General features: G+C 61.9%; 27 protein-coding genes. 24 read left to right on the forward strand and 3 right to left on the reverse strand.

Going from position 1 to position 26,886, the window contains the following annotated elements:
* Positions 1–11: 11 nt before the first annotated feature.
* From AC5ZG1_RS05990 to AC5ZG1_RS06025, 8 genes are all read left to right on the forward strand, one after another.
* Complete coding sequence (locus AC5ZG1_RS05990) at positions 12–947, forward strand: hydroxymethylglutaryl-CoA lyase (RefSeq protein ID WP_496132256.1); 936 nt, start codon at positions 12–14, stop codon at positions 945–947.
* Positions 948–958: 11 nt separating this feature from the next.
* Complete coding sequence (locus AC5ZG1_RS05995; protein WP_496132257.1) at positions 959–2,161, forward strand: acyl-CoA dehydrogenase family protein; 1,203 nt, start codon at positions 959–961, stop codon at positions 2,159–2,161.
* 10 nt (positions 2,162–2,171) lie between these two features.
* Entirely contained in the window at positions 2,172–3,545 is a 1,374-nt protein-coding gene (locus AC5ZG1_RS06000; RefSeq protein WP_496132258.1) for an MmgE/PrpD family protein, read from the forward strand.
* The gene (locus AC5ZG1_RS06005) at positions 3,542–4,366 is read left to right on the forward strand and encodes an aspartate/glutamate racemase family protein (RefSeq protein ID WP_496132259.1); all 825 of its coding nucleotides are present in this window, start codon (positions 3,542–3,544) and stop codon (positions 4,364–4,366) included. Before AC5ZG1_RS06000 ends, AC5ZG1_RS06005 begins: the two co-directional genes overlap by 4 nt.
* Positions 4,363–5,250 (forward strand): MBL fold metallo-hydrolase, encoded by an 888-nt coding sequence (locus AC5ZG1_RS06010; RefSeq protein WP_496132260.1) that lies wholly within the window; start codon positions 4,363–4,365, stop codon positions 5,248–5,250. The genes AC5ZG1_RS06005 and AC5ZG1_RS06010 overlap by 4 nt, the downstream gene beginning before the upstream one ends.
* Positions 5,251–5,332: 82 nt before the next feature.
* Positions 5,333–6,379 carry a LacI family DNA-binding transcriptional regulator gene (locus AC5ZG1_RS06015; protein WP_496132261.1) on the forward strand — a complete coding sequence of 349 codons (1,047 nt, stop codon included), beginning with the start codon at positions 5,333–5,335 and terminating at the stop codon, positions 6,377–6,379.
* A gap of 632 nt (positions 6,380–7,011) precedes the next feature.
* Positions 7,012–7,467, forward strand: a complete 456-nt coding sequence (locus AC5ZG1_RS06020) for a type II 3-dehydroquinate dehydratase (protein WP_130224074.1) — start codon at positions 7,012–7,014, stop codon at positions 7,465–7,467.
* A complete protein-coding gene (locus AC5ZG1_RS06025; protein ID WP_496132262.1) occupies positions 7,464–8,393 on the forward strand; it encodes a 2-hydroxyacid dehydrogenase in 930 nt (309 codons plus the stop codon). Before AC5ZG1_RS06020 ends, AC5ZG1_RS06025 begins: the two co-directional genes overlap by 4 nt.
* On the opposite strand, the gene AC5ZG1_RS06030 is transcribed toward AC5ZG1_RS06025, so the two are convergent.
* Positions 8,361–9,308: a LysR family transcriptional regulator gene (locus tag AC5ZG1_RS06030; protein WP_496132263.1), complete on the reverse strand. Its 948-nt coding sequence runs from the start codon at positions 9,306–9,308 to the stop codon at positions 8,361–8,363. The genes AC5ZG1_RS06025 and AC5ZG1_RS06030 overlap by 33 nt on opposite strands.
* 91 nt (positions 9,309–9,399) lie before the next feature.
* On the opposite strand from AC5ZG1_RS06030, the gene AC5ZG1_RS06035 reads away from it, so the two are divergent.
* The 7 genes from AC5ZG1_RS06035 to AC5ZG1_RS06065 all read left to right on the forward strand — a co-directional run bounded on the left by AC5ZG1_RS06035 (position 9,400) and on the right by AC5ZG1_RS06065 (position 15,867).
* On the forward strand, positions 9,400–10,854 hold the full coding sequence (locus tag AC5ZG1_RS06035; protein ID WP_496132264.1) for a 4-hydroxyphenylacetate 3-hydroxylase family protein: 1,455 nt from the start codon (positions 9,400–9,402) through the stop codon (positions 10,852–10,854).
* A complete protein-coding gene (locus tag AC5ZG1_RS06040) occupies positions 10,851–11,357 on the forward strand; it encodes a flavin reductase family protein (protein WP_496132265.1) in 507 nt (168 codons plus the stop codon). The genes AC5ZG1_RS06035 and AC5ZG1_RS06040 overlap by 4 nt, the downstream gene beginning before the upstream one ends.
* A gap of 11 nt (positions 11,358–11,368) precedes the next feature.
* Positions 11,369–11,776: a RidA family protein gene (locus AC5ZG1_RS06045; protein ID WP_496132266.1), complete on the forward strand. Its 408-nt coding sequence runs from the start codon at positions 11,369–11,371 to the stop codon at positions 11,774–11,776.
* Positions 11,777–11,952: 176 nt separating this feature from the next.
* Complete coding sequence (locus AC5ZG1_RS06050; RefSeq protein ID WP_496132267.1) at positions 11,953–12,990, forward strand: ABC transporter substrate-binding protein; 1,038 nt, start codon at positions 11,953–11,955, stop codon at positions 12,988–12,990.
* Positions 12,991–13,068: 78 nt separating this feature from the next.
* Positions 13,069–13,923, forward strand: a complete 855-nt coding sequence (locus AC5ZG1_RS06055) for an ABC transporter permease (RefSeq protein WP_496132268.1) — start codon at positions 13,069–13,071, stop codon at positions 13,921–13,923.
* Complete coding sequence (locus AC5ZG1_RS06060) at positions 13,920–14,735, forward strand: ABC transporter permease (RefSeq protein WP_496132269.1); 816 nt, start codon at positions 13,920–13,922, stop codon at positions 14,733–14,735. Before AC5ZG1_RS06055 ends, AC5ZG1_RS06060 begins: the two co-directional genes overlap by 4 nt.
* Entirely contained in the window at positions 14,719–15,867 is a 1,149-nt protein-coding gene (locus AC5ZG1_RS06065) for an ABC transporter ATP-binding protein (RefSeq protein ID WP_496132270.1), read from the forward strand. Before AC5ZG1_RS06060 ends, AC5ZG1_RS06065 begins: the two co-directional genes overlap by 17 nt.
* Positions 15,868–15,878: 11 nt before the next feature.
* Here AC5ZG1_RS06065 and AC5ZG1_RS06070 read toward each other — a convergent pair whose 3' ends face one another.
* Positions 15,879–16,532 (reverse strand): DUF1028 domain-containing protein, encoded by a 654-nt coding sequence (locus AC5ZG1_RS06070; protein WP_496132271.1) that lies wholly within the window; start codon positions 16,530–16,532, stop codon positions 15,879–15,881.
* Positions 16,533–16,571: 39 nt separating this feature from the next.
* On the opposite strand from AC5ZG1_RS06070, the gene argE reads away from it, so the two are divergent.
* The 4 genes from argE to AC5ZG1_RS06090 all read left to right on the forward strand — a co-directional run bounded on the left by argE (position 16,572) and on the right by AC5ZG1_RS06090 (position 19,871).
* A complete protein-coding gene (gene argE, locus AC5ZG1_RS06075) occupies positions 16,572–17,747 on the forward strand; it encodes an acetylornithine deacetylase (protein ID WP_496132272.1) in 1,176 nt (391 codons plus the stop codon).
* 17 nt (positions 17,748–17,764) lie between these two features.
* On the forward strand, positions 17,765–18,757 hold the full coding sequence (locus tag AC5ZG1_RS06080) for an NAD(P)H-quinone oxidoreductase (RefSeq protein ID WP_496132273.1): 993 nt from the start codon (positions 17,765–17,767) through the stop codon (positions 18,755–18,757).
* Positions 18,758–18,761: 4 nt separating this feature from the next.
* Positions 18,762–19,370: a glutathione S-transferase family protein gene (locus AC5ZG1_RS06085; protein ID WP_456642199.1), complete on the forward strand. Its 609-nt coding sequence runs from the start codon at positions 18,762–18,764 to the stop codon at positions 19,368–19,370.
* A 75-nt stretch (positions 19,371–19,445) separates the two neighbouring features.
* Positions 19,446–19,871, forward strand: coding sequence for a GlcG/HbpS family heme-binding protein (locus AC5ZG1_RS06090; protein WP_456642160.1), 426 nt, complete (start codon positions 19,446–19,448; stop codon positions 19,869–19,871).
* Between the two features lie 355 nt (positions 19,872–20,226).
* Here AC5ZG1_RS06090 and AC5ZG1_RS06095 read toward each other — a convergent pair whose 3' ends face one another.
* The gene (locus AC5ZG1_RS06095) at positions 20,227–21,804 is read right to left on the reverse strand and encodes a winged helix-turn-helix domain-containing tetratricopeptide repeat protein (protein WP_463328270.1); all 1,578 of its coding nucleotides are present in this window, start codon (positions 21,802–21,804) and stop codon (positions 20,227–20,229) included.
* 134 nt (positions 21,805–21,938) lie between these two features.
* On the opposite strand from AC5ZG1_RS06095, the gene AC5ZG1_RS06100 reads away from it, so the two are divergent.
* From AC5ZG1_RS06100 to AC5ZG1_RS06120, 5 genes are all read left to right on the forward strand, one after another.
* Positions 21,939–22,688 carry an SDR family oxidoreductase gene (locus AC5ZG1_RS06100; RefSeq protein WP_456642158.1) on the forward strand — a complete coding sequence of 250 codons (750 nt, stop codon included), beginning with the start codon at positions 21,939–21,941 and terminating at the stop codon, positions 22,686–22,688.
* Between the two features lie 54 nt (positions 22,689–22,742).
* Positions 22,743–23,696: a helix-turn-helix transcriptional regulator gene (locus AC5ZG1_RS06105; RefSeq protein ID WP_456642157.1), complete on the forward strand. Its 954-nt coding sequence runs from the start codon at positions 22,743–22,745 to the stop codon at positions 23,694–23,696.
* A 176-nt stretch (positions 23,697–23,872) separates the two neighbouring features.
* Positions 23,873–25,078, forward strand: a complete 1,206-nt coding sequence (locus AC5ZG1_RS06110) for an NAD(P)/FAD-dependent oxidoreductase (RefSeq protein WP_456642156.1) — start codon at positions 23,873–23,875, stop codon at positions 25,076–25,078.
* A gap of 80 nt (positions 25,079–25,158) precedes the next feature.
* On the forward strand, positions 25,159–26,115 hold the full coding sequence (locus tag AC5ZG1_RS06115) for an MBL fold metallo-hydrolase (RefSeq protein ID WP_130225734.1): 957 nt from the start codon (positions 25,159–25,161) through the stop codon (positions 26,113–26,115).
* 152 nt (positions 26,116–26,267) lie between these two features.
* A complete protein-coding gene (locus tag AC5ZG1_RS06120) occupies positions 26,268–26,444 on the forward strand; it encodes a DUF3313 family protein (protein WP_456671170.1) in 177 nt (58 codons plus the stop codon).
* Positions 26,445–26,886: the final 442 nt, after the last annotated feature.

Consider the following 26,886-nt stretch of genomic DNA (forward strand, 5'->3'; position numbering starts at 1 on the left):
GGAGGCGCGAGGTGCGTGAGAGAGCTCATGTTCGCGAGGTTGGGCCGAGGGATGGATTGCAGCTCGTGAAGGCGATCCTGCCAAGTGCGCGCAAGCTCGCCTGGTGTCGAGGCATGGTCGAGGCGGGCATCAACGACATCGAGGTGACGTCCTTCGTGCCGCCAAAGGTGATCCCTCAGTTTGCCGATGCGGAGGAGGTGGCGCGCGGCGCGACCGCGATCACCGGCTGCCGGCCTTCCGTGCTGGTGCCGAACCTGCGCGGTGCGGAGCGCGCATTGGCGCTGGATCTGGCGCAGGTCAACTATGTGCTGTCGGCGAGCGAGGAGCACAACCTCGCCAATGTCCGTCGCAGCACCGAAGAGTCGCTGCAAGATTTCGCGCGCATCGTCGCAGCGCGTGATCAACACGCCGGCGCGCGGATTGCGCTCGGCGCCGGGATTGCCACGGCCTTCGGTTGCACCATTTCAGGATCGGTGTCGGAGGCGCGGGTCGTCGAGATCGCGGTGCGGCTTGCCGAAACGGGAGCCGATGAGATCATCGTCGCCGACACCGTCGGCTACGGTGATCCGGGCCAGGTCCGCCGGTTGATGAAGGCGGTGATCGCCGCTATCGGCCGCGTTCCGGTTGCCTGTCATTTCCACGATACCCGGGGCCTCGGCCTCGCCAACGTCACCGCCGCGCTCGAAGCCGGCGTTCGTGCCTTCGATGCGTCGCTGGCGGGACTTGGCGGCTGTCCCTTCGCCCCCGGAGCGACCGGCAACATCGATACCGAAGACACCGTGTTCCTGCTGGAGCAACTCGGCTTCGATACCGGCGCGGATATCGAAGCGCTGATCGCATTGCGCGGGGAAGTCGAAAGCTGGCTGCCGGGCGAGCGGTTCTCCGGCGCCATCGCTCGCGCTGGATTGCCGAAGACCTATCGCACGCCTGCCAGGGTTGCCGGCTGAAAGGATACTGCATGAACTATCACGACACTTCCCATCCGGCTGAGGCCGAAGTCACCGTTGTCGTGGGCGAGGATTTTCCGGAGCTGCGCAGCACGGTCCGAAAAATCTGCGAAAGATTCCCCGGCGAATACTGGCGCGCGCTCGATGAGCGCAGCGGCTATCCGGCCGAATTCGTCGCCGCTCTGACCGAGGCCGGCTTCCTCGGCGCCCTCATTCCGGAGGAATACGGCGGCTCGGGCCTGCCGCTGCGCGCGGCTGCTGTGATCCTCGAAGAGATCAATGCCAATGGCTGCACGGCGAGCCCAGCGCATGCGCAGATGTACATCATGGGCACGCTGTTGCGTCACGGCAGCGAGAAGCAAAAGCGCAGCTATCTTCCGGATATTGCCGACGGAAAGTTGCGGCTGCAGGCCTTTGGCGTCACCGAGCCCAACACCGGCTCCGACACCACCCAGCTCAAGACACGGGCGGAGCGCCAGGGCGACGTCTACGTCATCAATGGCCAGAAGATCTGGACCTCGCGCGCGCTCTATTCCGACCTCATGCTGCTGCTTGCACGCACCACGCCGCTCGATCAGGCGAAGCGTCGTACCGAGGGACTTTCGGTGTTCCTCGTTGATTTGCGTGAGGCCAAGGGCAATGGCGTCGAGATCCGCCCGATCAAGGCGATGATCAACCACAACACCACCGAAGTCTTCATCGAGAACCTGCGGGTCCCGGCCGAGAATTTGATCGGCGAGGAGGGAGAGGGCTTTCGCTACATCCTCGACGGCATGAACGCCGAGCGCATCCTGGTCGCTTCTGAATGCGTCGGCGATGGGCGCTGGCTGCTCAACAAGGGCGTCGCCTACGCCAATCAGCGCAGCGTGTTCGGCCGCCCGATCGGACAGAACCAGGGTGTTCAGTTTCCGCTGGCGCGGGCCTACGCCGAGCTTGAGGCGGCCGATATGATGTGCCGCCGCGCCGCGGCGCTCTTCCAGGCCGGCCGCCCCTGCGGTGCCGATGCCAATATCGCCAAGCTGCTTGCCTCCGAAGCGACGTGGAAGGCGGCCGATACGACGTTCCAGACCCATGGCGGCTTCGCCTTTGCGCAGGAATACGACGTCGAGCGCAAGTGGCGCGAGGTCAGACTTTACCAGACGGCCCCGATCTCGACCAACATGGTGCTCGCCTATGTGGCGCAGCACGTGCTCGGTCTTCCCCGATCCTATTGAGGAGGCGACCATGCTTGATATCACACGCGAGACAGCAAGTTTCGTCGCGGGGCTGAGGCCGGCAGACTTGCCCGATCGGTGCAAGGAGGCCGCTCGTACCGGCATCATCGATTGTGTCGGCGTTATGATCGCAGGCGCAGCCGAGCAACCGGTGCGCATCGTCTCGGCCATGCTCGCACCGTCCACACAGAACGACGGGGCGCCTGAACTTCCCTCGGGCCGCAACCTCGCGGCGTCAGATGCCGCGCTCGTCAACGGTGTCGCGGCGCACGTGCTCGACTATGACGACGTGGCGCTTGCTGGTCATCCGAGCGCGGTGCTCGTTCCAGCCATACTTGCCGAAGGCTGGTCGCTTGATTCGAGTGGTGCCGATGCGGTCGCCGCCTATGTCGCGGGCTATGAGCTATGGGCGCAGCTCGCAGATCTCGAACCAGGACACCTGCACGAGCGTGGTTTCCATCCGACAGCGGTGATGGGGGCGCTCGCAACCGCAGCAGCATGCGCCCGCTTGCGTGGGCTCGGTCCCGAGAAAACGGCGCACGCCGTCGCCATCGCCGCCTCGCTGGCCTCAGGTCTTGTCGCCAATTTCGGCACGATGACGAAATCGCTGCACGCTGGCCGCACCGCGCAATCGGGCGTGCTCGCTGCACGGCTGGCGGACCAGGGATTCACCGCTTCGCTGGATGTGCTGGAACACCGAACCGGGTTCCTGCGCGCCCATTCTCCGTCCGGTACCCCAAGGATCGAGGACGGCACGCTCGACATCGGCAGGAACTGGCGGCTGGCCGAGCTTGGAATCAATGTGAAGCGCTATCCGACCTGCTATGCCACGCATCGCTCGATCGACGCGATGCTCGGCCTCGTCGACCTGCACAAGCTGAACCCATCCGAAGTCAGCGAGATTCGGGTTCATACCGGCGTTACGCAAAAACTGATGTTGCGCAACAGCAACCCGCAGACGGGGCTCGAAGCAAAGTTCAGCATGGAATTCGCGATGGCCGCCGCACTCATCGCGCGCCGGGTCGGTCTTGCCGAGTTGACCGATGAATTCGTCACACGGCCGGATGTCGGTGCCACCTTCGCAAAGGTGCGCTGCACGACGACCGATGAGATTATGCCCGGCGACCAGCCTTTTGCGCCGTCGGACCAGGTGAGCGTTGTGCTCACTTCAGGCGAGGTGTTGGAACACACGCCGGTCGTGCATGCCAAGGGCAGTTGGCAGATGCCGCTCACGCGCGAGGAGCTGAGGGAAAAATTCCTGGATTGTACGACGCGCGTGTTCAGCCGCGCCCACGCGAGCGATTTGTTCGAGCAGCTCTGGCGTCTGGAAGAGATCGGCTCGTTGCGCTCGCTGCGCCTGACAAGCGACCGGACCGACGCATGACAAGAGCAGGATACGGCGGAGGCTCGAAGCCTCGCATCTGGCACCAGTCGGTCAACGAACTCGAGCATTTGGCGGTTTACAAGTGCGCGCTGGAGGCGCACGCGGCCGACATCCTCGGTGACGATGCCGAGCTTGTCGTGCATGGCCTTCCCTCGGGGAGCTATCGTGGAGCGTCGGCCACGGCGGTGCTCGGCAATGCCTATGCCTATCACCGCATTCTCGGCCAAGTGATCGATAATGCGATCATGGCGGAGCGGGAGGGCTATGCGGCCTTCGTGATCGGTTCCTTCAGCGAGCCGTTCTTGCGTGAGATCCGTTCCGCCGTCGACATTCCTGTCGCCTCGCTCACGGAGAGCGGCCTTCTCGTCGGTTGCTCGCTCGGACGCTACGTGGCGCTGGTGTCAAATGCGCCGGCCGTGCAATGGATGACGAAGGTTGCGGTCGACAAGCATGGGCTTGCCGCACGTGTGCTCGATGTCGTCGCTCTTGATCCGCCGCTTGATGAGCCGGCGCTGGCCGCCGCTTATGCCGACCCTGCGCCTGTGATCGGCAATTTTGCTGCCGCAGCCGAACGCCTGGTCGCGCGCGGCGCCGATGTGATCATTCCGGCCGAAGGCGTGCTTGCCGAGCTTCTCGTTCGTCATGGCCTGCGCGAGATCGCTGGCGCACCGGTGATTGACGTGTTCGCGGTCACCTGGGCTTACGCGCTCATGGAAGTTCGACTTTGGTCGAAGGCCGGGCTTCGCGTCGGCCGAAGCTGGCATCACAGACGCGACGATCCTGCCGTGATCGCGCGACTTTGGGAGGAGAGTGTCCGATGAGCAGGTTTCCCGAGACGCAAGTCGCTGGCGTCTACCACCGCAGACTGGGAGACGTACTAGTCACGGGCTTAAGTGACGGTTACGTCGACATGGGGTACTCGATCTTCCGCAACATTCCGGAGCAGGAGACCAAGGCCATTCTCGCCCGCGATCACCGGATCTCGCCGCCGCGCATTTCAGTGAATGCTTTCGCGTTGCGGGTGAACGGCCGGACCTACCTGATCGATTGCGGCTCCGCCGATCTGATGGGACCGACCTGCGGTTGCCTGCCTGACAATCTCGCGGCTGCGGGCATCGAGCCGGCCTCCGTCGATGGCGTGCTGCTCACACATGTTCATCCCGACCATTCCAACGGCCTGACCGATGCGGCGACTGGCACGAGACTGTTCCCCAATGCCGAGGTCATCGTGCATGAAAACGAGATCAATCACTGGTTCAACGACGAGGCGATGGCGAAGGCCGCGGAGCGACCCCGCCGCCGCTATTTTGAGGCCGGCCGGACTCAGCTCAAGCCTTATATGGCTGCCGATCGCGTCCGCACTTTCCGCAATGGCGAGGTGCTGCCGGGCGTCACCGCAATTCCGATCCCCGGTCATACGCCCGGCCACACCGCTTACGTCGTCTCCTCCGGCGGCCGGTCGATGGTTGTGTGGGGCGACACCGTGCATGTGCCCGAAATCCAGGTGGCGCTTCCGCACGTCACCATGGAGTTCGACACCGACCCCGACTCCGCGGCCAGGGCGCGCCAGATGATTTTCGACATGGTGGTGACTGACGACATGCTGATCGGCGGAATGCATTTGCATTTTCCCGGCTTTGGCCATATGCGACGCGAGGGCGGACAATATACTTTGGCCGCGGAGCAGTGGGCCTTCGAGATCTGATCGGTGCGTCCGATGGTTGAGGCCGCGGAATTCACTTCAGCGCCGCATGCGCTAAAATGGGTTCCGACCTCAGGTGGACACGATGACAAATCGGCAGATGGTGGGCCGCGGAAGTAAGCTGACGATCCGCGATGTCGCGACCGCGGCCGGCGTTTCGACGGGCACTGTTTCGCGTGTCCTGAATGCCAATGCCACGGTTCGTCCCGATGTCCGCCGAAAGGTCCAGCGCGCGATCGACGAACTCGGCTATGCGCCGAATGCGGTGGCGCGCAGCATGCGGATACGCTCGACGCACACGATCGGCTGCATCCTGCGTGAGATCAATATCCCGCAGCTCGCCGGCTTCGTGAAGGCCGCGCACGACGTGCTCGACGACGAGGGGTTCTCCTTGGTGATCTCCAACTCGGAAGGCCGGGAGGAGCGCGAGCGCGAACTGCTCAGCCGCCTGTCAAGCCGACAGGCCGACGGCGTCATGATGGGCCCTTACACGCCGATCGAAGGCGAGTTTGAAGCATTCCTGCGCGGGCTCGATATCCCCATCGTGCTGATCGATCGTGCCCAACAGCCGTGGGCCGACGCGGTCATGGCGGATCACGCAGGCGGCATGCGTGCCGCTGTCGGTCATTTGCTCGATCTGGGCCATCGCCGCGTGGCACTGATTACAGGTGAGCGCGGGCTGTATCCGGCAAGTGAACGCATCCGCGGTTATCAAGAGGCTTATTCGGCGCGCGGCCTGCAACCAGATCTGTCTCTGATCCAGGCAGGCAGCTTCTTGCCCGGTGCAGGATTCCGTATCACCTCGGCGCTGCTCGGCCAACGCAATCCGCCGACCGCGGTGATCTCCGGCGGCATCGACATGCTCTCGGGCGTGCTGCGCGCGGTGCGGGGAAGGGGCTTAAGGATTCCCGAGGATGTCTCGGTCATCGCGTCCGGCCATTCCGAACTCGCGGAGCTCGTCACGCCGCCGATTGCCGTCATCGGATGGGATCAAGGAGAAATCGGCCGGATTGCCGCCGGCATGCTTCTCGATCGAATCCGGAACCGCGACGTGCAGGAGGCCCATCAGGTGCTGGTGCCAAGCGAATTCATTCCCCGCGCATCGGTCGGTCCGCCGAGACGGGCGCCGTAGTGTCCTGAACCAGAAGTTCAAGGCATTTTGGCCTTGGCTGGCACATTGTAAGCGCAGAAGCGTTCGTCCTCCTCAAACAATAAGGACAGTCCGCCGTCTTCGCGTTGATTTGGAGGCCGTAGAACTTCAGATTCGGGACACTATAGCCCGGCCGTACGGCCGACCGAGCTTCATCGGCGGCGATCAAGTCACTGGGCTGGTGGCCCAACTCTTGCTTCTGACAGGTGACAACAAAGGCTATAGAGAGAGTTGGATTTGAAGAAAGTCCTGCTTCAGAATGTCAGCAATTGGTGCGCGAAGATCTGGCGCGGGATCAAGGATTCCGTCAAGCACGCCCCAATGCACTAGCCGAAAGCGAACCAAAGCTGGCAGCTCGAGGCTACGAGCGCCGTCAATTGGTCGTCTCGTGCTGCGCCGCGGCAGTATTGGTGTTTGGTGACGGCTTCGCCGTCAGCTGGTCGCTGCAAAGAAGATCAATCCTGGTGCCATACTGAAATCCGTCGAAGCGCATAGTTTCTTTTGATTTCTGCTGCGAGTAAAGGCTCTCTAAGCTTTTGCTCGCGCGCGGGGGCCGGCGTCATGTTTGTCCTGAGCGATACCGATTTCCCTGCGACAGATGAGAAAGCGCGGTTATGACCTCTGCCACCGTTTATTTCCTGAATGGTCCCAATGCGAATCTTTATGGGCTTGATAAGAATGGAACCTATGGCCGGGAGAGTTTCGTCTCCATCAAGAAGCGCTGTGAAGATCACGCGGCATCACTTGGCTTGACCGTCGATTTCCGTCAGTCAAATCACGAGGGCGTTTTGGTGGACTGGATCCAGGAGGCGAGGGAGAAGGCCGAGGGCATCGTCATCAATGCCGCCGGGCTGACTTATTCCTCCGTCCCGATCCTCGATGCCTTGCTCGCTTTCGAGGGCCCGATCATCGAGGCGCATATGAGCAATATCTGGAAGCGCGAGCCGTTTCGTCACCACTCCTACGTTTCGCGAGCGGCGACGGGCGTGATCGCGGGGCTCGGCGCGCTTGGCTATGAACTGGCATTGACGGCGGTGTCGCGCCTGATCGCCGAAAAGGCCGCCCAATGACATCGGAAGTCATGGCGTTCTACAGCGCCTTCGATGACTTCGAGACGTGGCGTGATGCGCTTGCCGCAGAGGGTATCGATCTGCGCCAGGCAGACGACATCGCAGATCCCCTCAAGGTCAGGCAGGCGCTGGTGTGGAAGCCGCCGCATGGCTTTTTCGCCCGCTACCCAAATCTCGGGCTCGTGGTCAATCTCGGCGCCGGCGTGGATGCGCTGGTCGGGCGCGATGATCTGCCGGATGTGCCGATCACCCGCCTGTCCGATCCGAAAATGGCGCGGATGATGGCCGGCTATGTGCTATTTGCCGTGACGCGTCATGCGCGCGATATCCCGGCCTTCGAGCGCGCTCAACGCGAGCATCGTTGGCGCTACATTCATCCACGCGATCCTGAGACCATCACGGTCGGCGTGCTTGGCCTCGGTGAGCTCGGGCTGACGGCGGCGTTGGAATGCGCGCGGCAGGGTTATCGGGTGCGCGGCTGGTCCAACACGCTGAAGTCGGTGGATGGCATCGAGACCTCTGCCGGCCTGCCCGCATTGCCGGACATTCTGGGCGACAGCGACATCCTGGTCTGCATGCTGCCCCAGACGCCGCAGACCCGCGGCCTTCTCGATGCCGAACGGCTGGCGCAGATGAAGCCGGGCGCCGTCTTCATCAATGTCTCGCGCGGCAGCATCGTCGATGAGCCGGCTTTGATCGAAGCGCTTCGTTCGGCTCATATCGCGGAAGCGACGCTGGACGTCTTTGCTTCCGAACCATTGTCACCGGAGAGTCCTTTGTGGGCAATGGACAATGTTCTGGTGACGCCGCATCTTGCATCGGTGGCGCTGCCGCGGTCGGCTGCACGGCAGATCGGCGAGAATGTGCGCCGGCTTCGGGCCGGGCAGGAACTGCTAAGCCGTGTCGATCCCCGACGGGGCTATTGAGCCCGGCGCGAACTGGCCGCCAACGGCAAAGGCCTCGCGCGCGTAGTCGGCAAATGTCTGCACCGCCGGCCGCAGCGCGTGACGCTTCAGGCGGAGTGCCATGACATGCGTCGGCGGCAGTTTCTCGGTGATGGGCACCACCGCGACGCGGCTGCCATCATAGCCGATAGTGGTGCGCGGAACGGCGTTATGGATCGAATATCCTTGGCCATGCCCGATCAGTCCGCGGATCAATTCGAATGACCGGGTCCGGAACGAGATCCGCGGTTCGATCCCCGATGCCGTGAACAGGCTGGAGAAGTAATCGCGGGAATGCGGCAGATCCAGCAGGATGAACGGTTCGTCGCACATCTCGGTCAGGCTGATCGAAGACCGGGTCGCCAGAGGATGACTGGCCGACAGGACGATATAAGGCGGCAATTCGCAGAACTTTTCGCCGACGATTTCATCGGGGACGGCAAACGAATAGGACAGCGCCAATTCCGTCCGCCCAGAGATCAGACCGTCGATGATCTCCTGCTGGTCGCCTTCCTCCAGTTTCACCGAGATGCCTGGCTGGCGCGTGCGAAAGCCGGCCAGCAGCCCAGGCATGAAGCGCGTCGCAAGCGTCAGGAAGCTGCCGACCACGATCTCGCCATGCAGCGTACTGCCAAGCGATTGGGCACTTTTGGCAAAATCGCGAGCATGGTTGAGCAGCAGCCTCGCGTCATTCACCAGCCGCTGGCCGGCCGGTGAGAGCGTCACACCCTTCGCGAGGTGACGGATGAATATCTGGATACCGAGTTCCGCCTCCATCTGGCTCAGTGCAGCGGAGATCGAGGGCTGAGAGACGTTCAGGCGCTTGGCCGCCTCCGTCACGCTGCCCGCGTCGGCTGTCTCAACAACGTAACTCAGCGCCCGGAGCGAGAACCTCATCGCATTTTCCTATGTATCTCCAAACATAAAAATATTTTTCTTATGATAGGGCCTCCGGCACCTTGTCGTCCAGTCGAACAGGAGCCGATTAATGATCCGCACGGGTGAAGAGTACAAACAGGGCATTCGCGATGGTCGCGAGGTCTGGGTCGATGGCGAGCGCGTCAACGATGTGACCACTCATCCCGCGCTGAAGCCGATCATCGATATCAAAGCCCGCATGTACGACATGGCGCGGGAAGAGCGCTACAGCGGCGATCTGACCTATGTCGAAGGCAATGAGAAGTATTCGATCTTCTACCGGCCGCCGACGGAACAGAAGGACTGGCACGACAAGATCAAGGCTGTCGACCATGTGATGAAGGATATCGGTGGCGTCGTCACCCGCGTGGGCGACGAGACGATCGGCGAGATGTGGTCGCTCACCGACGGGCGCGACGTGCTGGCCGAGATTGATTCGCGCTTCGCCCCCAATATCGACCGGCATATCCGCGCCGTGATCGAGAAGGACATCTTCCACGTCTCGGCCAATACCGACCCGAAGGGCGATCGCTCGCTGCCGCCGCAGCAGCAGGATCCCGACCTGATGGTTCACGTGACCCGCGAGACCGATGCGGGCATCATCATTCGCGGCGCGAAATATGAAACCGCGGCCCCCTATGCCGATCAGGCCTATCTGAAGCCGACCGTCGGCGCCTGGGCGAATGAAAAGTTGTCCGACTACGCGGTGGGCTGCATCGTCAAGATGGGCGCGCCGGGCGTCAAGCATATTTGCCGCTCTGGCTTCGCCAATCGCAGCAGCGCCAAGGATTATCCGCTCTCCAACCGCTTCGACGAAGTCGAGGCGCTGGTTGTGTTCGACGACGTTCTGATCCCGTGGGAGGACGTATTCTTCTATCGTCATACCCGTGCGGCGCAGTTCGTGCGCTCGACACTGCACCGTTATTCGGCATTCCCCTATGTGCTGCGGCTGCTCTACACGGCTGACATGATGATCGGCGCGGCGATGTGGAATGCCAAGCAGACCGGTCTGGACAAACTGCAATCGGTGCGTGAGAAGCTCGCCGATCTCGTTTGCTATCGCGAAGGCATCAACGCGCATCTCACCGCCTCGATCGCTATGGCGGAGAAGAGCCCCGGCGGTCTTCTGATGCCGCAGCAATCGATGCTCTATGCTGGCCGCGTGTTTGCCTGTTCGCAGCTTCCGGCGATGATGCACGTCGCCCGCGAGCTGTGCGGCGGGCAGATCTGCATCACGCCGAATGCCGATGCGTTTGAGGCCGAGGGTAGCGGTAAGTGGCTGAACAAGTTCTATTCACTCAATGAGCAGTGGCAGGCCGACGATCGCCGCAAGCTGCTCGCTTTCGCGCGCGATCTGCTGAACTCCGACTACGCCGGACACCGCCTGACCTTCGTGCAGTTCGCGCAGGCGCCGCACTTCAATCACCTGGCGGCCGTCTACAACAGCTTCGACTTCGCCGGACCGCTCGACTTCGTGAAGAAGTCGGCGGGTCTGTCGGACCGTATCGACGGGGGACAATCGTGAGCTGCGTGTCTCACGACATCGTCGCCGTCGATGAATTTCGCGACGCGATGCGGACGACCGCGTCGGGCGTCGCGGTGGTGACCACGGACGGTGAGGCCGGCCGGGCCGGTGTCACGGTCTCGTCGTTGTGCTCGCTATCGATGGAGCCGCCGTCGGTGGTGTTCAGCGTTCACCGCGACAATCGCGGCCTCGCTCTGCTGCTCGCCAACGGCGTGTTCGTCGCCAATGTTTTGTCCGATGCGCAGGAGCGTGTCGCCAACAGCTTCGCCGGGCTGATCCCCGAATTGCGTGACAACCGCTTTCTCGCCGGCGAATGGTCAGAACTGCTCACCGGAGCGCCAGCGCTTGATGGCGCGTTGTGCAATTTCGATTGCCGCGTGGCCAGCCTGTTCGATTTCGGCTCGCATCGCATCGTCACCGGCGAGGTGCTGAGTGTCCGCAAACAAGCTGCGCGTCCTTTGCTCTTCTGCGATCGCACATTCCGTCGTCTCGCTGCCGCCTGAGGATTTGGTTCATGACCCATCAGCGTTTCCGCAAGTTCAACACCAAAGATGCCTATCCCGAGCAGAGCCTCGATAACGATGTCTGCATGGTGGTGCGTGCCAACAACACCGTCTATGTGCGTGGCCAGACGGCGATGGATCTCGACGGCAAGATCGTCGGCATCGGCGATGCCGCTGCGCAGACTGAAAATGCCATGTTTTGCGCCAAGGTGCTGCTTGAAGAGGCAGGCTCGGGTCTGCAGAACGTGGTGAAGATCGTCATCTACATCACCGATCGCGCCTATCGCGAGCCGGTCTACCGGGTTGTCGGCAAGTGGTTGAAGGGCGTCTATCCGGTTTCGACCGGAATTATCGTTCAGGGGCTCGCCAAGCCCGAATACCTGATGGAAATCGACATCATTGCGGAAATTCCGACGTAGCACTGTGTCGATCTTCGACGCCGAAGTATAGCTACGATCATTCTGAAATCAGATCTTTCGAATGAAAGGTCAACGGAGTTTCTTGCGCTGGAAATACTTGAAAATATTGTCGAATTCGTTCGCTTGGCATGGTGTTTGCTTTTCTCTCGGGGTCATAATTCTTGTGAGGTTCCGAGATGAAGCGCGCCTTGAAGCTTACTGCATTGATGTTGCTGTCGACGCTCGCGATCGGCGCGCAGGCATCCGCCCAGGAGAAGCTGGTCGTCAGCACCTGGGGCGGAAGTTTCCGCGATTTGATCGATGAGGCGATCGCGCAGAAGTTTACCGCCGAGACCGGCGTCAAGGTCGAATACATCACCGGCGGCACGATCGACCGGCTGAATCAGGCCAAGCTCGCCGCGGCCAAGCCCGAGAGCGACGTCACCTTCACGACGGCCCATGTCGGCTGGCTCTATGCCAACGACAATCTGTTCGAGAAGCTCGACACGGCGAAGATTCCGAATGCCAGCCATCTGGTCGAGCAGGCCAGGATCAGTCCGTACCACATCGGCGCCTGGGCCTATGTCTACACCATCGGCTATTTGCCTGACCGGCTACCCAAGGGCGTCAGCTTCGATAGCTGGGAAGGCCTGTGGAATCCTGCACTCAAGGGCATGATCTCGTCGCCGGATTTCGACCCGAGTCATGTGATGGTCGTCGCGGCCAAGCTGTCGGGCGGTGATGCTGCGAATTGGGAAGTCGGCGAAGCCAAGATGAAGGCGCTGAAGCCGAACTACAAGGCATTCTACACCAATGACGCCAACAGCCAGCAGCTATTCGCCACCGGTGAGACGCCAGTCCAGGTCGTGCTGTCGATGAATGCCTATTACATGCAGAACCAGGGCGTACCGATCAAGCTCGTGATCCCGAAGGAAGGCGCGGTGCTCGGTGTCGACACCATGGCCATCACCAAAGGTTCGACCAAGGCGGAGCTGGCCTACAAGTTCATGAACATCGCCCTCGATCCGGAAGTGCAGGCCAAGATCGCCGAACTGAAAAAGGGCAGCCCGGTGGTCGACAATGCCAAGCTCAAGCCGGAGATAGCCTCTTTGACCGGCGTCTTCTCCACGCCGGATCAGTGGGCAAAACAGAGCCTTGTGATCGACGCCAAGCTGCGCGCCGAAAAGACCGGTACCTGGCGCAAGTGGTTCACCGAGAACATCATGGCTCCATAACATGGTCCTGGTCGCGATCCGGCTGATACTGCCGGATCGCGCTCCATCGCTTTGAGTTTGCCCACGTCGAGTTTGTCCATGAACACACGTCCGTTTCTGGGTTGGTTCGTTTCGCCGGCCGGCCTCGTCGCCGTGGGCCTGATCGCGGCGATGCTGGCCGTCTTTCAGTATAGCGTCCGGGCCTATATTCCCGGCTCGCTCGAAGTCGGTGGGTTCACGTTGCAGAATTTCGCGGCCATGCTGCGGCCGCTCTATGCTTTGGCATTCTGGAATACAGTGTTGTTGTGTTTCGAGACTGCGGTGTTCACGCTGATCCTGGCCTATCCGTTGGCTTATGCGCTGGTGCGCACCAATAGTCCGGCGCTGCGCTCCTTCATTCTGGTCGTATCGGTCACGCCGCTGTTTCTCGGCGAGGTGGTGCGGACCTATTCGTGGATGATCGTGCTCGGTAACAAGGGCTTTCTGAATACGCTGCTGCTCCAGCTTGGCCTGCTGGATCGTCCGCTGCAGATGATGTTCACCGCTGGCGGCGTGGTCGCTGCGCTGGTCCATGTGACCATGCCGATCATGGTGATCATGCTGGCCGCAGCGCTCTCGCACATCGACCGCAACTACGAGAAGGCCGCCGAAAGTCTCGGCGCCGGTCCGGTCCGCGTTTTCCTCACCATTACCCTGCCGCTGTCGATGCCCGGAATCGTCGCTGGTTTCTCCACGGCCTTCGCGTGGACGTTCAGTGCTTTCGCGACTCCGCAACTGATCGGCGGCGGGCGTGTCAGTACGGTGTCGACGCTGATCTATCAGCTCGGCTTCTCGTCCTTCAATTTTCCCTTTGCTGCCAGTCTCTCCATCATTGGCCTCGCATTATCGCTGGCCGTGATCGCCTTGCTGAAGAAGGCCGCGAGCCCACTCGAACGTATGGCAGGCACGACATGAAGCGCTCTCCCGGCACCCTGCTGCTTCGATGGTCGGGACGCATCCTCATCGCCGCCATTCTCCTGTTCGTGATGCTGCCAGGCATCGTAGTGGCGATTTCGGCCTTCAACGATCGTGCGATCTTGTTGTTTCCCCCGCAATCATGGTCGCTGCGTTGGTTCTGGCGCGCGTTCTCTTATCCCGATTTCGCTAAGGGCTTCTGGAATGGCTTGACGGTGACGGTGTGGGCGTCCAGCATCGCGCTGGTGGTCGGCTCGGCCTTCGCCTTCGCCATTCACCGCTACAAATTCAGACTCAGAAATCTTCTCGAAGGCATTTTGCTGTCGCCGCTGATCATCCCGCACTACACAATCGGCCTCGGCGTTCTCATCCTCGCCTCGCAGACCAATCTCGGGCGCGGCTTTCCACTCGTCATCTTCGCCCATGTGGTCATGGTGCTGCCGTTCGTGATGCGCAGCACTTACATCTCGCTGCAGAATCTCGACATCCGGCTTGAACTGGCGGCATCCAGCCTTGGCGCCACGCCGCTGCGGATCCTGTTCACCGTGACGATCCCGCTTTTGATTCCGGGCTTGCTCAGCGGCTGGCTATTCGCAGCAATTCTATCGTTCAACGAATTCACGGCGACTCTGTTCGTCAGCAGCCAGGCCACGCAGACGCTGCCGGTCGCCATGTACAATTACGTCCGCGAATTCGCGGATCCCACACTGGCCGCCCTGTCGGTCATCTACATCGTCGTGACCGCGACCTTGCTCACGATCGCCAATTCCTTTCTGGGCCTCGGAAGAATCCTGAATGTTGATGCGCACTAATCAGATGGCTGCCAATACGTCAGTCGCCGGAAACGACAAAATCCGTCCGGCCGTGCAGCTCGACGGCGTCACCAAGCGCTTCGGCGATTTCATCGCGTTGCATGAGGCCTGGCTGAAGATCGGGTCGAGCGAGTTCATGACCTTGCTGGGACCGTCGGGTTGCGGAAAGACCACGCTGCTCAATCTTGTTGCGGGCTTCCTCGAAGCGGACAGCGGCGAGATCTTTATTGAAGACGCCCTGGTCACCGAAACGCCGGCGCACATGCGCGAGATCGGCATCGTGTTTCAGAATTATGCGCTGTTTCCGCATATGAGCGTCGCGAAGAACGTCGCTTATGGACTGAAGACCCGCGGCGTCGACAAGAAGGAGATGGCGCGCCGTGTCGACGAAGCGCTGGCGCTGGTCAAGCTCTCCGGTTTCTCAGACCGCAAGCCCCGGCAATTGTCGGGTGGTCAGCAGCAGCGCGTTGCGCTCGCGCGTGCGCTCGTGATCAGGCCGAAGGTGTTGCTGCTGGATGAGCCGTTCTCGGCGCTCGACAAGAATCTGCGTGGTTCCATGCAGGTCGAGCTCAAGCAGATTCAGCGTGAGCTCGGCGTCACCACGATCTTTGTTACCCATGACCAGGGCGAGGCACTGTCGATGTCGGACCGCATCGCGGTGATGTCGGCCGGACGCATCCGCCAGATCGCCGCGCCTGACGATATCTATCGTCGTCCGGCCGACCGCTTCGTCGCGTCCTTCGTGGGTGATGCCAACGTACTCAACGGTCGGCTCGTCGAGCGGAACGGCGATGCCGCGGTGGTCTCGATTGGTGATGTGCGCGCGAGCGTTCCTGCAGCATCACTTGCGGAAGTATCGATTGGCGGTTCCGTAGATGTCTTCGTACGGCCGGAACATCTTTCCGTGACGTCGCGAGGGGCATCGGGATCGCTGCCTGGCACTGTGACGACGCAGGTGTTCCAGGGCGGCCATGTCGATCTCTATGTCGACGCGCCAGGTAGCGCGCGCGATCATATTTTGCTGCGGTCGCCGGGTATTGCGGCGCTGTCGTCCTGTCCGGTCGGAGCCGAGGTCGGATTGTCGATCGGCTCCGACGACATCGTGGCGTTTCCGCCGGGCGAGGCGCCGTGAGGCGCCTGCGTCTAGAACGACGGCGCCGCGCCCGGATTCTTCGCGCGTGCGACATAGTCTTTCTGCTGCGGCCGATAGCGCTCCCACAACGCACGCAACTCGCCGATCGGCGCGTCGTGCCAGTCGATACGCAGGTCGACGACCGGCCAGTCGAAGATGTGAGCGACATGCAGACCCGCCGCATGCTCGTCGTCAGTCTCACCGCCGGCGCCGAGGCCGGCTTCCAGCGCCGACATCAACCGCTCCGCCAGTGGCTGGCCAGCGGTCGCCTCGAACCGCGCAATCATCGTGCTGGGCACCTTGTCGTCGGCGAGCAGATTGCCGAGCGCGAGGCAGCCATCGCCTTCGGCAACTGCCGCCGTGGCCAATGCTTGAGCGCCGGAATGCCAGGCCACCTGACCGTAACGATCGATCACGCCGACCTGTCGCCATGCTGGCTGCGGTGTGCCGAGCGTGAGGCTGTTGAGGACGGCAGCGGCACCGAGGCCCTGACGCAGCAGCGCAAGACCGGTCGGGCCGAGCGCCGGGTCGGTCACATTCTGCGACACCACGAGGCCCAGAGGCCCGACCCACGCGCAGCGCGCCGGCACCGCGATACTGGACGACGTGATGGCGATGCCGAATGCGCCGGTCTCCGGACAACGCGCCGAGATAGAATAGGTCATCGTGATGCTCCCGTATTCGTAAAAGTAATGGTAGTATAGATGATCGAAAAGATAGCTCAAATACTTTGCGAGCTAATCAGTATTGAAAGTATAAGCTCGAATTCCAATCTCGATATCGTCAATTATATCGAGCGGATACTTACGTCATCGGACGTGCCGGCGTGTCGCGTGCCGTCGCCTGACGGACGCAAGGCGTCGCTGCTCGCGACCATTGGTCCGGCGGACCGAGCCGGTGTCGTTCTGTCGGCACATACGGACGTTGTGCCGGTGGAGGGGCAGGCCTGGACCGTGCCGCCATTTGCCGGGGTCATCCGTGATCAGCGCGTCTATGGTCGCGGCGCGACTGACATGAAGGGCTTTCTGGCTGTCGTTCTCTCCGCCGTGCCGCGTCTCAAGGCGGCGGCTCAGGCCGTTCCGGTGCATCTGGCGTTTTCCTATGACGAGGAAGTCGGATGCCGTGGCGCGCCGGATCTGGTACGTGCGCTGATGCAGTCCGTCGCGCCGCCGGTGCTCGCCATCGTCGGAGAGCCGACCGCGATGCGCGTCGTTCGCGCGCACAAGGGCAAGGTGGCGCGTCGCTTGACGGTGATCGGGCGCACCGGCCACTCGGCGATGCCGCATCGCGCGGCCAATGCCGTCGATTCCGCGGTGGCGATCGCTCATGCGTTGCGCGGTTTCGCCGATCAGGAGATCGCACGCGGCGGCGATGCGGCCTTCGACCCGCCATTCACCACCATTCATGTCGGATCGCTGCATGGCGGCAGCATGGTCAATCTCGTGCCGGAACGTGCCACGCTGGAATATGAGATCCGTACCATGCCGGGCAGTGACACTGGCGAAATCCTTGCACGGATCGATGAGTTGGTGGCGCGCGAGCGTGACCGACTTCGTGACAGCGCGCCAGAGGCCGACATTATCTCCGAAGAACTGTCGGCCTATCCCGGCCTGGATACCAGCGCCGATGCGCCTGCGGCACGTCTGGTTGCGCGACTTGCAAGCGATACGCGTCCCGCAACGACAGTGGCATTCGGCACCGAGGCTGGCCTCTACGCGGAAGCGGGCATCCCGACGCTGGTTTGCGGACCCGGCGATATGGCGCGCGGGCACAAGGCCGACGAATGGATCGGTTTTGATGAACTCGCAGCGGCGGGCGCGATGATCGACAGGCTGGCCGTTCTGCTAGGCCGGCCGCGTGCAGACTGGATGCGGGAATGAACAACGGAGTTTTGACAATGACGTCCACCATGCAGGCCATCATCGCAACGCAGGCCGGTGGTCCCGACGTGCTGATCCAGGTCGCGCGACCCGTGCCCGTGCCCGGTGCCGGCGAAATCCTGATCGAGGTTGCCGCAGCCGGCGTCAATCGCCCCGATCTGATGCAGCGAAGCGGCGCCGTCCCGTTGCCGGCAGGTGTCACCGATGTGCTCGGGCTCGAAGTTGCAGGGCGCGTTGTCGATGGCGATGCCGGCTTGCGCGGTCAGGCGGTTATGGCACTGGTCAAGGGCGGCGGTTATGCGCGCTATTGCCTTGCCAAGGCATCGCATTGTCTCGCTGTGCCCGAGGGCCTGACGATGGAAGAGGCGGCAGCCCTGCCCGAGGCGCTCTTCACCGTCTGGCACAATCTGTTCGAGCGCGGCCGGCTGTCGAAGGGGGAGGCCGTACTGGTGCACGGCGGCGCCAGCGGCGTCGGTACGATTGCGATACGCATGGCCATCGCGCGCGGCGCCACGGCCATCGCGACGGTCGGCAGCGACGCCAAGAAGAAGGCAGTCGAAGCGCTGGGCGCCACCGCGATCAATTATCGCACCGACGATTTCGTTGCCGCAGCGCGCGGTGTCACCGGCGAGCGCGGCGTCGATGTCGTGCTCGATATCGCGGGCGGTTCTTACGTTGCACGTAATCTCGACGTGCTGGCGCCGGGCGGACGCCATGTCAGCCTGTCCTTCATGCAGGGTGGCGTTGTTCCGATTGATCTTGGGCTGGTGATGCGGAAGGGGTTGTATCTGACATCGTCGACGCTGCGACCGAAGTCGGACGAGGAGAAGACGGCGATCGCCGCCGTGCTCCGCGCCGAGGTGCTGCCGATGGTCGCGTCTGGCTTGGTGAGGCCGCTGATCTGGCGGCAATTGCCGCTCAGTGAGGCCGCACAAGCCCATCGCATTCTCGAAGCCAACGAGAACATCGGCAAGGTGTTGCTTTTGCCGACGGGAGACGGTCATGAGTGATGCCATCGAACTGCTTTATGCGCCGACATCGCCCTATGTCCGCAAGGTCATGGCCTGCGCGATCGAACTCGGCATTGCTGATCGCATCGTGCGGTTGCCAAGCGCCGCGCATCCGTTGAAGCGCGATGAGCGGATCGCCATTTTCAATCCGCTCGCCAAGGTCCCGGCCGCAAAACTGGCGGACGGAACGCTGCTATTCGACAGCCGGGTGATCTGCGAGTATCTCGATGACCTCGGAAATGGCTCGTTGTTTCCGCGCGGGCCGCAACGTTGGCAGGTCCTCACCGAACAGGCCCTCGGTGACGGCCTCCTCGATGCCGCTCTGCTGACCCGCTACGAGAACACCTGCAGAAGTGATGAGCATCGATCGGCTGACTGGATAGACGGCCAGATGACCAAGATCGCCGCAGCACTCGACCAGATGGAAAACACGGTCGCTGAATTCGGCGCACGCATCAGCATCGGCAGCCTCACCATCGCCTGCGCGCTTGGCTATCTGGATTTCCGGTTCGCGTCATTCGACTGGCGCACAACGCGGCCGGCGCTGGCCGTTTGGTTCGAAACCATGTCGCTGCGTCCGTCTTTGCGAGACACGTTTCCAGCGGATGGATGATTGAGACCTTCGTCGGGAGCATGCCTCCGCATGCTTCATCGAGCCGTACAAGGCATGATACCGGAGCTATAGAAAATGGCGATGACCAAACCCTCTCTCAAATTGACACATGACGGCGCGCTCAAGGCGTTGGCTGGTGCCATAGCCAAAGCGGAAGAGCTTAACGCACCGCAGAACATTTCGATCGTCGATGACGGCGGCAACCTGCTGGCATTTGTCCGGATGGATGGCGCCAAACTGCTGTCCCGGGAGACCTCGATGTCCAAGGCCATCACCGCGGCTTCGCATCGTCAACCGACGTCGCGACTCGATCCGGCCAATGAGATCAAGCTTGCCATTGCAGGTAGGGGCCGACTCACCAACCTCGAAGGTGGACTGCCAATCATTATAGGAGGCCAATGTGTCGGTGCGGTCGGCGTGGGGTCTGGCACCGGTGCACAAGACGTCGAAGTAGCCCGCGCCGCATTGGCGGCGATCGGAGCGGAGGATCAAAAGCCATGAAACCGTGCGAGGCGAACCAGGTTCTGCCTCGCTCAAGGTAATAACAAAACCTAGTCACCTGAATGTTTTCGATACGGTCAGGCCGGACGCCTTGATCCTGTTGCTGCGCTGATCGGCAAAGGCAGCGACGGGATATCGACCATATTCGCTGATTATGGTCCGTTTTCATTCGCGCTCGTTGCGTTTTGGCGTCGTTGTTTCTTGTACGAAACTGGTGCGACCCGTGGACATTCGTCACAAAGGTCGTGGATGAGCGTTGAAGGGTTTCCGCCATTGCAGGAGAAGCGGAAGTGACCTGTTCAAGCTGTTTTTGCTCTATAGCGAATGACGAATCCTGCTAGAGCCCAAAGGGAGGTCACGCCGGCAGGCCTGCCAGCCGCAGGCCGGTTTCGAACTGGACGAGATGCTCCGGCCGCCGGATCGGAAGCCAGTCTGTGAGGCGGGTGGCACGAAACGTGGGATCCAGCTTCCGCAAATGTTCAACCGCGATGTGCGCCTGCTCGGTCCGACCAGCGAGCGCGTGACTTGCAGCGATGATGGCCGCGGCCATCAAAAAGCTGGGCAATTGCCTGAAGGATTGTTCGGCCCAGGATGCGGCCATGTCAAACCGCCCTGCAAATAAATGAGATAGGGCCATGCCTGCCTGCATGCGGAACATCTCCGGATCCAGCGGGCTGAAACGCATCGCGCGCGTAAAGAACTCGATTGCAGCATCGGGGTCACCGCGCTCCGCTCTGAGAAAGCCTCCCAGGAACCAGGCCGACGCTAGGTTCGGATTGAGCACCAGCGCCTTGTCGACCAGCGTGATCGCGCCCTCCACGTCGCCAGCGAGATGGGCAAGGGCATGTCCGCCCCTGGTGAGCGCGACAGCGTCGTCCTTGCCCAATTCCACCGCAAGGCGGGCCAGTCGAACGCCTTCCGCGATTTCCTGTGCCCGGTCGGTCATCCAGCCATTTACCTTTCGCCAGAAATGACACCAGGCCGCCATTGCGTGGGCAGAGGCAAACTCCGGATCGAGCTGCATGGCCTTGTAGAACAGCGGCAGCGCCTCGTTCATTGCCTCCCGCGTGCCCCGATGCAAATGAGGCATGGCACGCAAATAGTTGTCGTAGGCACTGAGGCTGCCGGTCGGCTTCCGCCTCGCACGATCGATCTCCGCCCGCTCGAGCTGCGAGGCGATCGCTCCGACGATGCTGGTTGCGATCTGATCCTGAAGTTCAAAGATGTCGTCAAGCGTCCCTTCGAATCTCTCGGCCCAAAGATGGGTGCCTGTCGCCGCATCCACGAGCTGGCCCGTGATACGAATCCGGTTTTCGGACTGGCGCACGCTGCCTTCGACGACGTAACGCACGCCAAGCTCGCGTCCCACCTGCTTCTCGTCTACCGTCTTGTCTTTGTAGGTGAAGCTCGAGTTACGGGCGATCACGAACAGCCAGCGAATGCGCGACAAGGCGGTGATGATGTCCTCGACGATGCCATCGGCAAAATAGTCCTGCTCGACGTCGCCACTGAGGTTCCGAAATGGCAGGACCGCGATCGATGGGGAATCCGGCAGGGTCAGAATGGGTCCGAGCCTTTCGCCTGCGTTACTTGAGTCCATGACCAAAGCGTTCGCGGGCAATTTTTCTTCGGCAATCTTGCCGACGAAGCGGATGCCCCTGCGTGCAACCGTCCGGATCAGGCGCTGCTCCTTGCCGGTGTCGCCGATCGCCTTGCGCACCGCATTGATGTGGCTCGTCAGCGTCGACTCGGAGACGATCCGTCCTTCCCACACGGCCTGCAGCAGATCGTCTCTTGTTACGACCTGATCCCGGTTCTGGACCAGAAAGAGCAGCAGATCGAACACCTTCGGTCCAATGGCTATGAGCTCGGAGCCTCGCTTGAGTTCGCGCCGGTCGGGGTCCAGGCAATAGTCTTCAAACGAGAACAGCACTTCCGCGCTCCCCTTGGACAAGAAGCCAAGCAAAATTCAACCGCAATTCAAGACGCCTACAAGGCCTTTCCGGCCGTAGGGGCGCATTCTCATCAGGAGCAGGGCCATTGGTGGCCACCAAATCGAGGAGCGTCATGAAGATTGTTGTTGTTGGCGGCACCGGCCTCATCGGAACGAAGCTTGCGAGCAAGCTGCGTCGGAAGGGCCACGAAGTGATTCCAGCAGCTCTCGGCAGGGGCGTCAACACGATAACGAGCGAGGGCCTCGATAATGCACTTTCCGGCGCTGAAATTGTCGTCGACGTCGCGAACTCTCCCTCGTTCGAGGACGACGCGGTTCTGAGTTTCTTCGAAACTTCGGGTCGCAATTTGCTCGCGGCTGAGGCTGCCGCCGGCGTGCGTCTCCATGTCGGGCTGTCCATTGTCGGGGCAGACCGGCTTCCGGAATGCGGTTACTTCCGTGCCAAGCTAGCGCAAGAAAATCTGATCAGAGCTTCGAAAATTCCCTACACGATCCTGCGCGCGACGCAGTTCTTCGAGTTGGTGGGCGCGGTCGTCGATTCCTCCACGGATGGACAAATCGTCAGGCTGTCGCCCGCTTTGTTTCAGCCCGTGGCATCGGACGACGTTGCCGATGCGCTGGCCGACGTCACGCTCGCAGCTCCAATTAACGGCATAGTCGAACTGGCCGGTCCGGAGCGATTCAGCCTCGATGAATTCGGCCGGCGTTACCTGACGGCGACGAAGGACCGCCGCAAGGTCGTCGCCGACATCCACGCCCGCTATTTCGGCGCGGAACTAAACGATCGGTCTCTTATGCCGGGCAACAACCCCTGGCTCGGCTCGGTGCGTTTCGAGGACTGGTTGAGAAGGCTTAGCCAGTGAGAAGAACGAGCGACGAACGCTCTTCACGTGCCTACATCATGCGAGCATGAAATCATGAGCAAGCCTATCTTGCGCGATCCCTCGCAGGAGGATCCGCCGGTCGAATCTGAGGCGCGCCAGGGCACCCAGCCCACCGCCGACCGGCATTCTGCCGATGCGGAAATGGCGCGTGTTCTCAACACGGCTCCGCTCCGTATGGCGTTGGACCCCTCCGGTGGCGGGATCGCCCACTGGAAACACGAACCACTGCACGACGTCGTCCAGCCCATGACCGATCACGTCATCATGGCTTACAACGGCTCGATTCAACGCATGGAGCGGCGGTCAGGAAGATCGGCTACGATTGGAACGTTTCGTCCTGGGGTTGTGATAATCATTCCGGCCGGATCAAGCTCCCGGTGGGATATTCCGAAACCTGTCGATGTCGTTCAGCTCTATCTTCCGCACACAACGCTCGATCGCGTTGCACGCGAAGCCGATACTGCCACATCGGTCGATCTTCTGGAGCGAACGGCGCATCCCGACCCGATTACATCCCGATTGCTCTTGAGCGCGGCCGACGTCCTGGAGGGCAATGGGGCTCTGGATAGGTTGTTCAGGCATCAACTGACAGACCTCCTGGCCACGCGCATCCTGGTCGCGCACACCGGCTCGCCAAACACGTTCCGGCCAACCTTGGGTGGGCTTTCGCCGAAGGTCCTGCTCCGTGCCATCGAACGCTTGCGCTCGGACAGCGATGCCGACGTCTCACTGGCTGCACTGGCTGCAGATGCCGGCCTGTCGCGCTTTCACTTCTGCCGTGCCTTCAAGGAAAGCACCGGACTTTCACCTCACGCCTGGCTGCGCCAACACCGGCTCGAGCAGGCAATGAACATGCTTCGCGACACCGACGCGTCGATCGTCTCGGTCGCAGCGGCACTTGGCTACGCCTCTCAAACAGCCTTCGCGGTGGCGTTCAGGCGTTTGACCGGCGAAACTCCGAGCAATTGGAGACGGCGCGCGCGTTAGCAGCAATTCCTCTGCAATTACCTCAATCGCTCGGGGGCGGCTGCACACCTCCTTCGGTAAATCGGCATGTGCACGACCCCTGCCGACCTCGTCAACGCTGAGTTGCTCTCGTTCATCGCGTCCTAGCGTCTCCGGTTTCTTGCGTCGGAAAAACTCAAACCACAGGAGTAGGTCACATGCGACTTGTCATCATAGGCGCCGGCTTCGCCGGCATGTACGCAGCGCTTTCCGCTGCCCGGCTGCGCGACATCAGGGGCGCTTCACCTGAAGAACTCGAGATCGCGCTGATCGCGCCGGACCCGAGGCTGGTCATTCGCCCGCGACTTTACGAGCCGAAGCCAGAGACGCTGACCGCGCCTCTGCTGGAGGTCCTCGAAGCCATCGATGTCGTTTACGTGCAAGGCAGCGCAGAGACGGTCGACACCAAGTCTCGCACGGTGGAAATCGCCACCGCAAAAGGTGCGAAGAAGAACCTCTCTTATGATCGGCTGGTCGTCGCCACCGGCAGCCGGCTGTTCCGTCCGAATATTCCGGGCCTTGCCGAACACGGCTTCAGCGTCGACCAACTCGACGATGCGATGGCCCTCGACCGGCATCTGCACAGTCTGGCCGATCGGCCGGCAAAGAACGGGCGCGACACTGTCGTCGTCGCCGGCGGCGGGTTCACCGGCATTGAGGCGGCAACGGAGATGCCTGCGCGGCTTCGCGCGATTCTCGGCAAAGATGCCAGGCCGCGCGTCATCATCGTCGATAGGAACAGCGCAATCGCTCCCGACATGGGCGAAGGCCCTCGGCCGCTCATAGAGGAGGCATTGCGCAAACTCGGCGTGGAGGGTCGGTTCGGCGTCGGCGTCGCCGAGTTGGACAAATCCGGGGTCACGCTTTCGAACGGCGAACGCATCGAATGCGGGACCGTGATCTGGGCTGCCGGCATGCGTGCGGCTCCATTGACCACGCAGATCCCCGCCGAGCGCGACAATTTCGGCCGGCTGCTGGTCGACCGCGATCTGCGCGTGCTGTCGGTGCCCGGTGTCTTCGCCACCGGCGATGCCGCTCGCGCAGCGTGCGACGATGTCGGCAACTATGCGCTGATGTCGTGCCAGCACGCTACGCGGATGGGCGCCTTTGCGGGCAACAATGCCGCCGCTGAACTCTTGGGAGTTCCGGCTATGCCGTACCACCAGAAGGCATACGTCACCTGTCTCGACCTCGGAGAAGCCGGCGCGCTCTTCACGCGCGGCTGGGACCGCAAGGTCGAGATGGTTGGCGACGAGGCAAAGAAGACCAAGCGGGAGATCAACACCGTCTGGATCTATCCGCCGCGCGCCGAGCGCGCCGCTGCTCTGGCGTCGGCTGACCCCGAGCGTGTCACCGATCTCTGAACACCCAACCAGCATTGAAGCGCTTCCCGCGCGGGAAGCGTGGCCCGCCCAGGATCGAGCACCAAGATCGAACGCAGGAGATGAATCAGATGATCCACAACACTCAGCAGGAGACAAACATGAGCCTAGATATTACCGCACACCCCGTTAGATCGAAGCCCGACGAATTGGTTCCGTCGCGCTACGCGCTGAAGGTCGGCGAGATTGACGTGCTGGTGGTCAGCGATGGGGTACTACCGCTGCCCACCAAAATGTTAGGACACAACGCCGACCCGGCCATCCGGGCGGCCTGGCTGAACAACATGTTCCTGCCGCCGGACGCTTTCGACTGGGCGCTGAACGCGGTCGTGGTGCGTAGCGGCGGTCGGACCATCCTCATCGATGCTGGACTAGGGGGCGACCCGGACTTGCACTTGCCGCGGGCCGGGCAGTTGGTCAAGCGACTGGACGCCGCCGGCATCGATCTCGCGTCCGTGACCGACGTGGTGCTGACCCACATGCATATGGATCACGTTGGCGGGCTGCTCGTCGAGGGCGTGAAGGAGAGGCTGCGTCCGGACCTGCAGATTCACGTGGCTGCCGCCGAGGTCAAATTCTGGGAGTCACCCGATTTCTCCCACACCGCCATGCCGCCGGGGTTCCCGGACGCGCTTCGGTCGGCGGCCAAGCGGTTCGTCAACCAGTACCACAACCATCTGCGTCAGTTCGATGAGGAGCACGAGGTGGCTCCGGGCGTGGTCGTCCGCCGCACCGGCGGCCACACCCCCGGGCACAGCGTGGTCCGCCTGGCGTCCGGCGGCGACGCCCTGACGTTCGCCGGCGACGCCGTGTTCGCGGTCGGTTTCGACCAGCCCGACTGGCACAACGGCTTCGAACACGACCCCGAGGAGGCGGCGCGCGTTCGGGTCCGTCTTTTGCGGGAGCTGGCTGCGACCGGCGAGATGCTGGTGGCCACTCACCTGCCATTCCCGTCTGTCGGTCGGGTCGCGGTGGACGGCGACGCGTTTCGTTGGGTACCGGTTTTCTGGGACTACTGACCGCTTGTTGGCTTAAATCCGAACTAGGGCGCGTGCTCATAACGTAAAGAGTTCACGCCCTAGTTTGCGCGCTGCTGATTGCGGTCCCCGACCTAATTTACTTCCCGTTCCGATCACGGGCCGATAGTTCAGTCGGAGTGGGGCGGAACGCAGTGAACCGCGCCTTGTGGGTGAGCCTCAGCGATCGCTTCAAAGTTGTCACGCCGGACGTCCCAGCGGACCTCACGGTGCGCGCTGCCCTTACCCGTGCAACAGAAACAGACGAGATTGCAGCGGGCATTTCGGTCGCAACCTCGATAGGGGCAAGTTTTGTGGATACGGGCACCTGATGGCGTTGCGACCAATCCAGCAAGATCTCGACATAAATCTGCATCCGCCGAGACAATCCGACACGAATTGTTCTACGCGAGCAAAGCTCTCGTTCTAACGGAGTATCTGCCAGCCGTCGCCGAAGCGGGAGTCCGGCTTACAAAAGAGCGCAGGGTGCAGAATGATAGCTATTACCGAACGCAGGCGCATGAGGATCGCTACCATCGCGGCATTGCCGCCACGGGAAACGTCGTTGTCAGGCGCGAGATACTAATCAGCTCGGAAGTCGGCGGTTTGGCCGTCACCGAAGTGAGGATCGGCTCAGGGGCAGTCGACAACGTTGAAGTCGTACAGGGATTGGATGCCGGCGATCGCATCGTGACCCAGGGCGCCGGCTTTCTGAACGACGGCGACGTAGTGAACGTCAAAACCGCGACCGTTAGAAATGGTGCCGTGCGATGA

The organism is Bradyrhizobium sp. Leo78 (assembly GCF_059512425.1).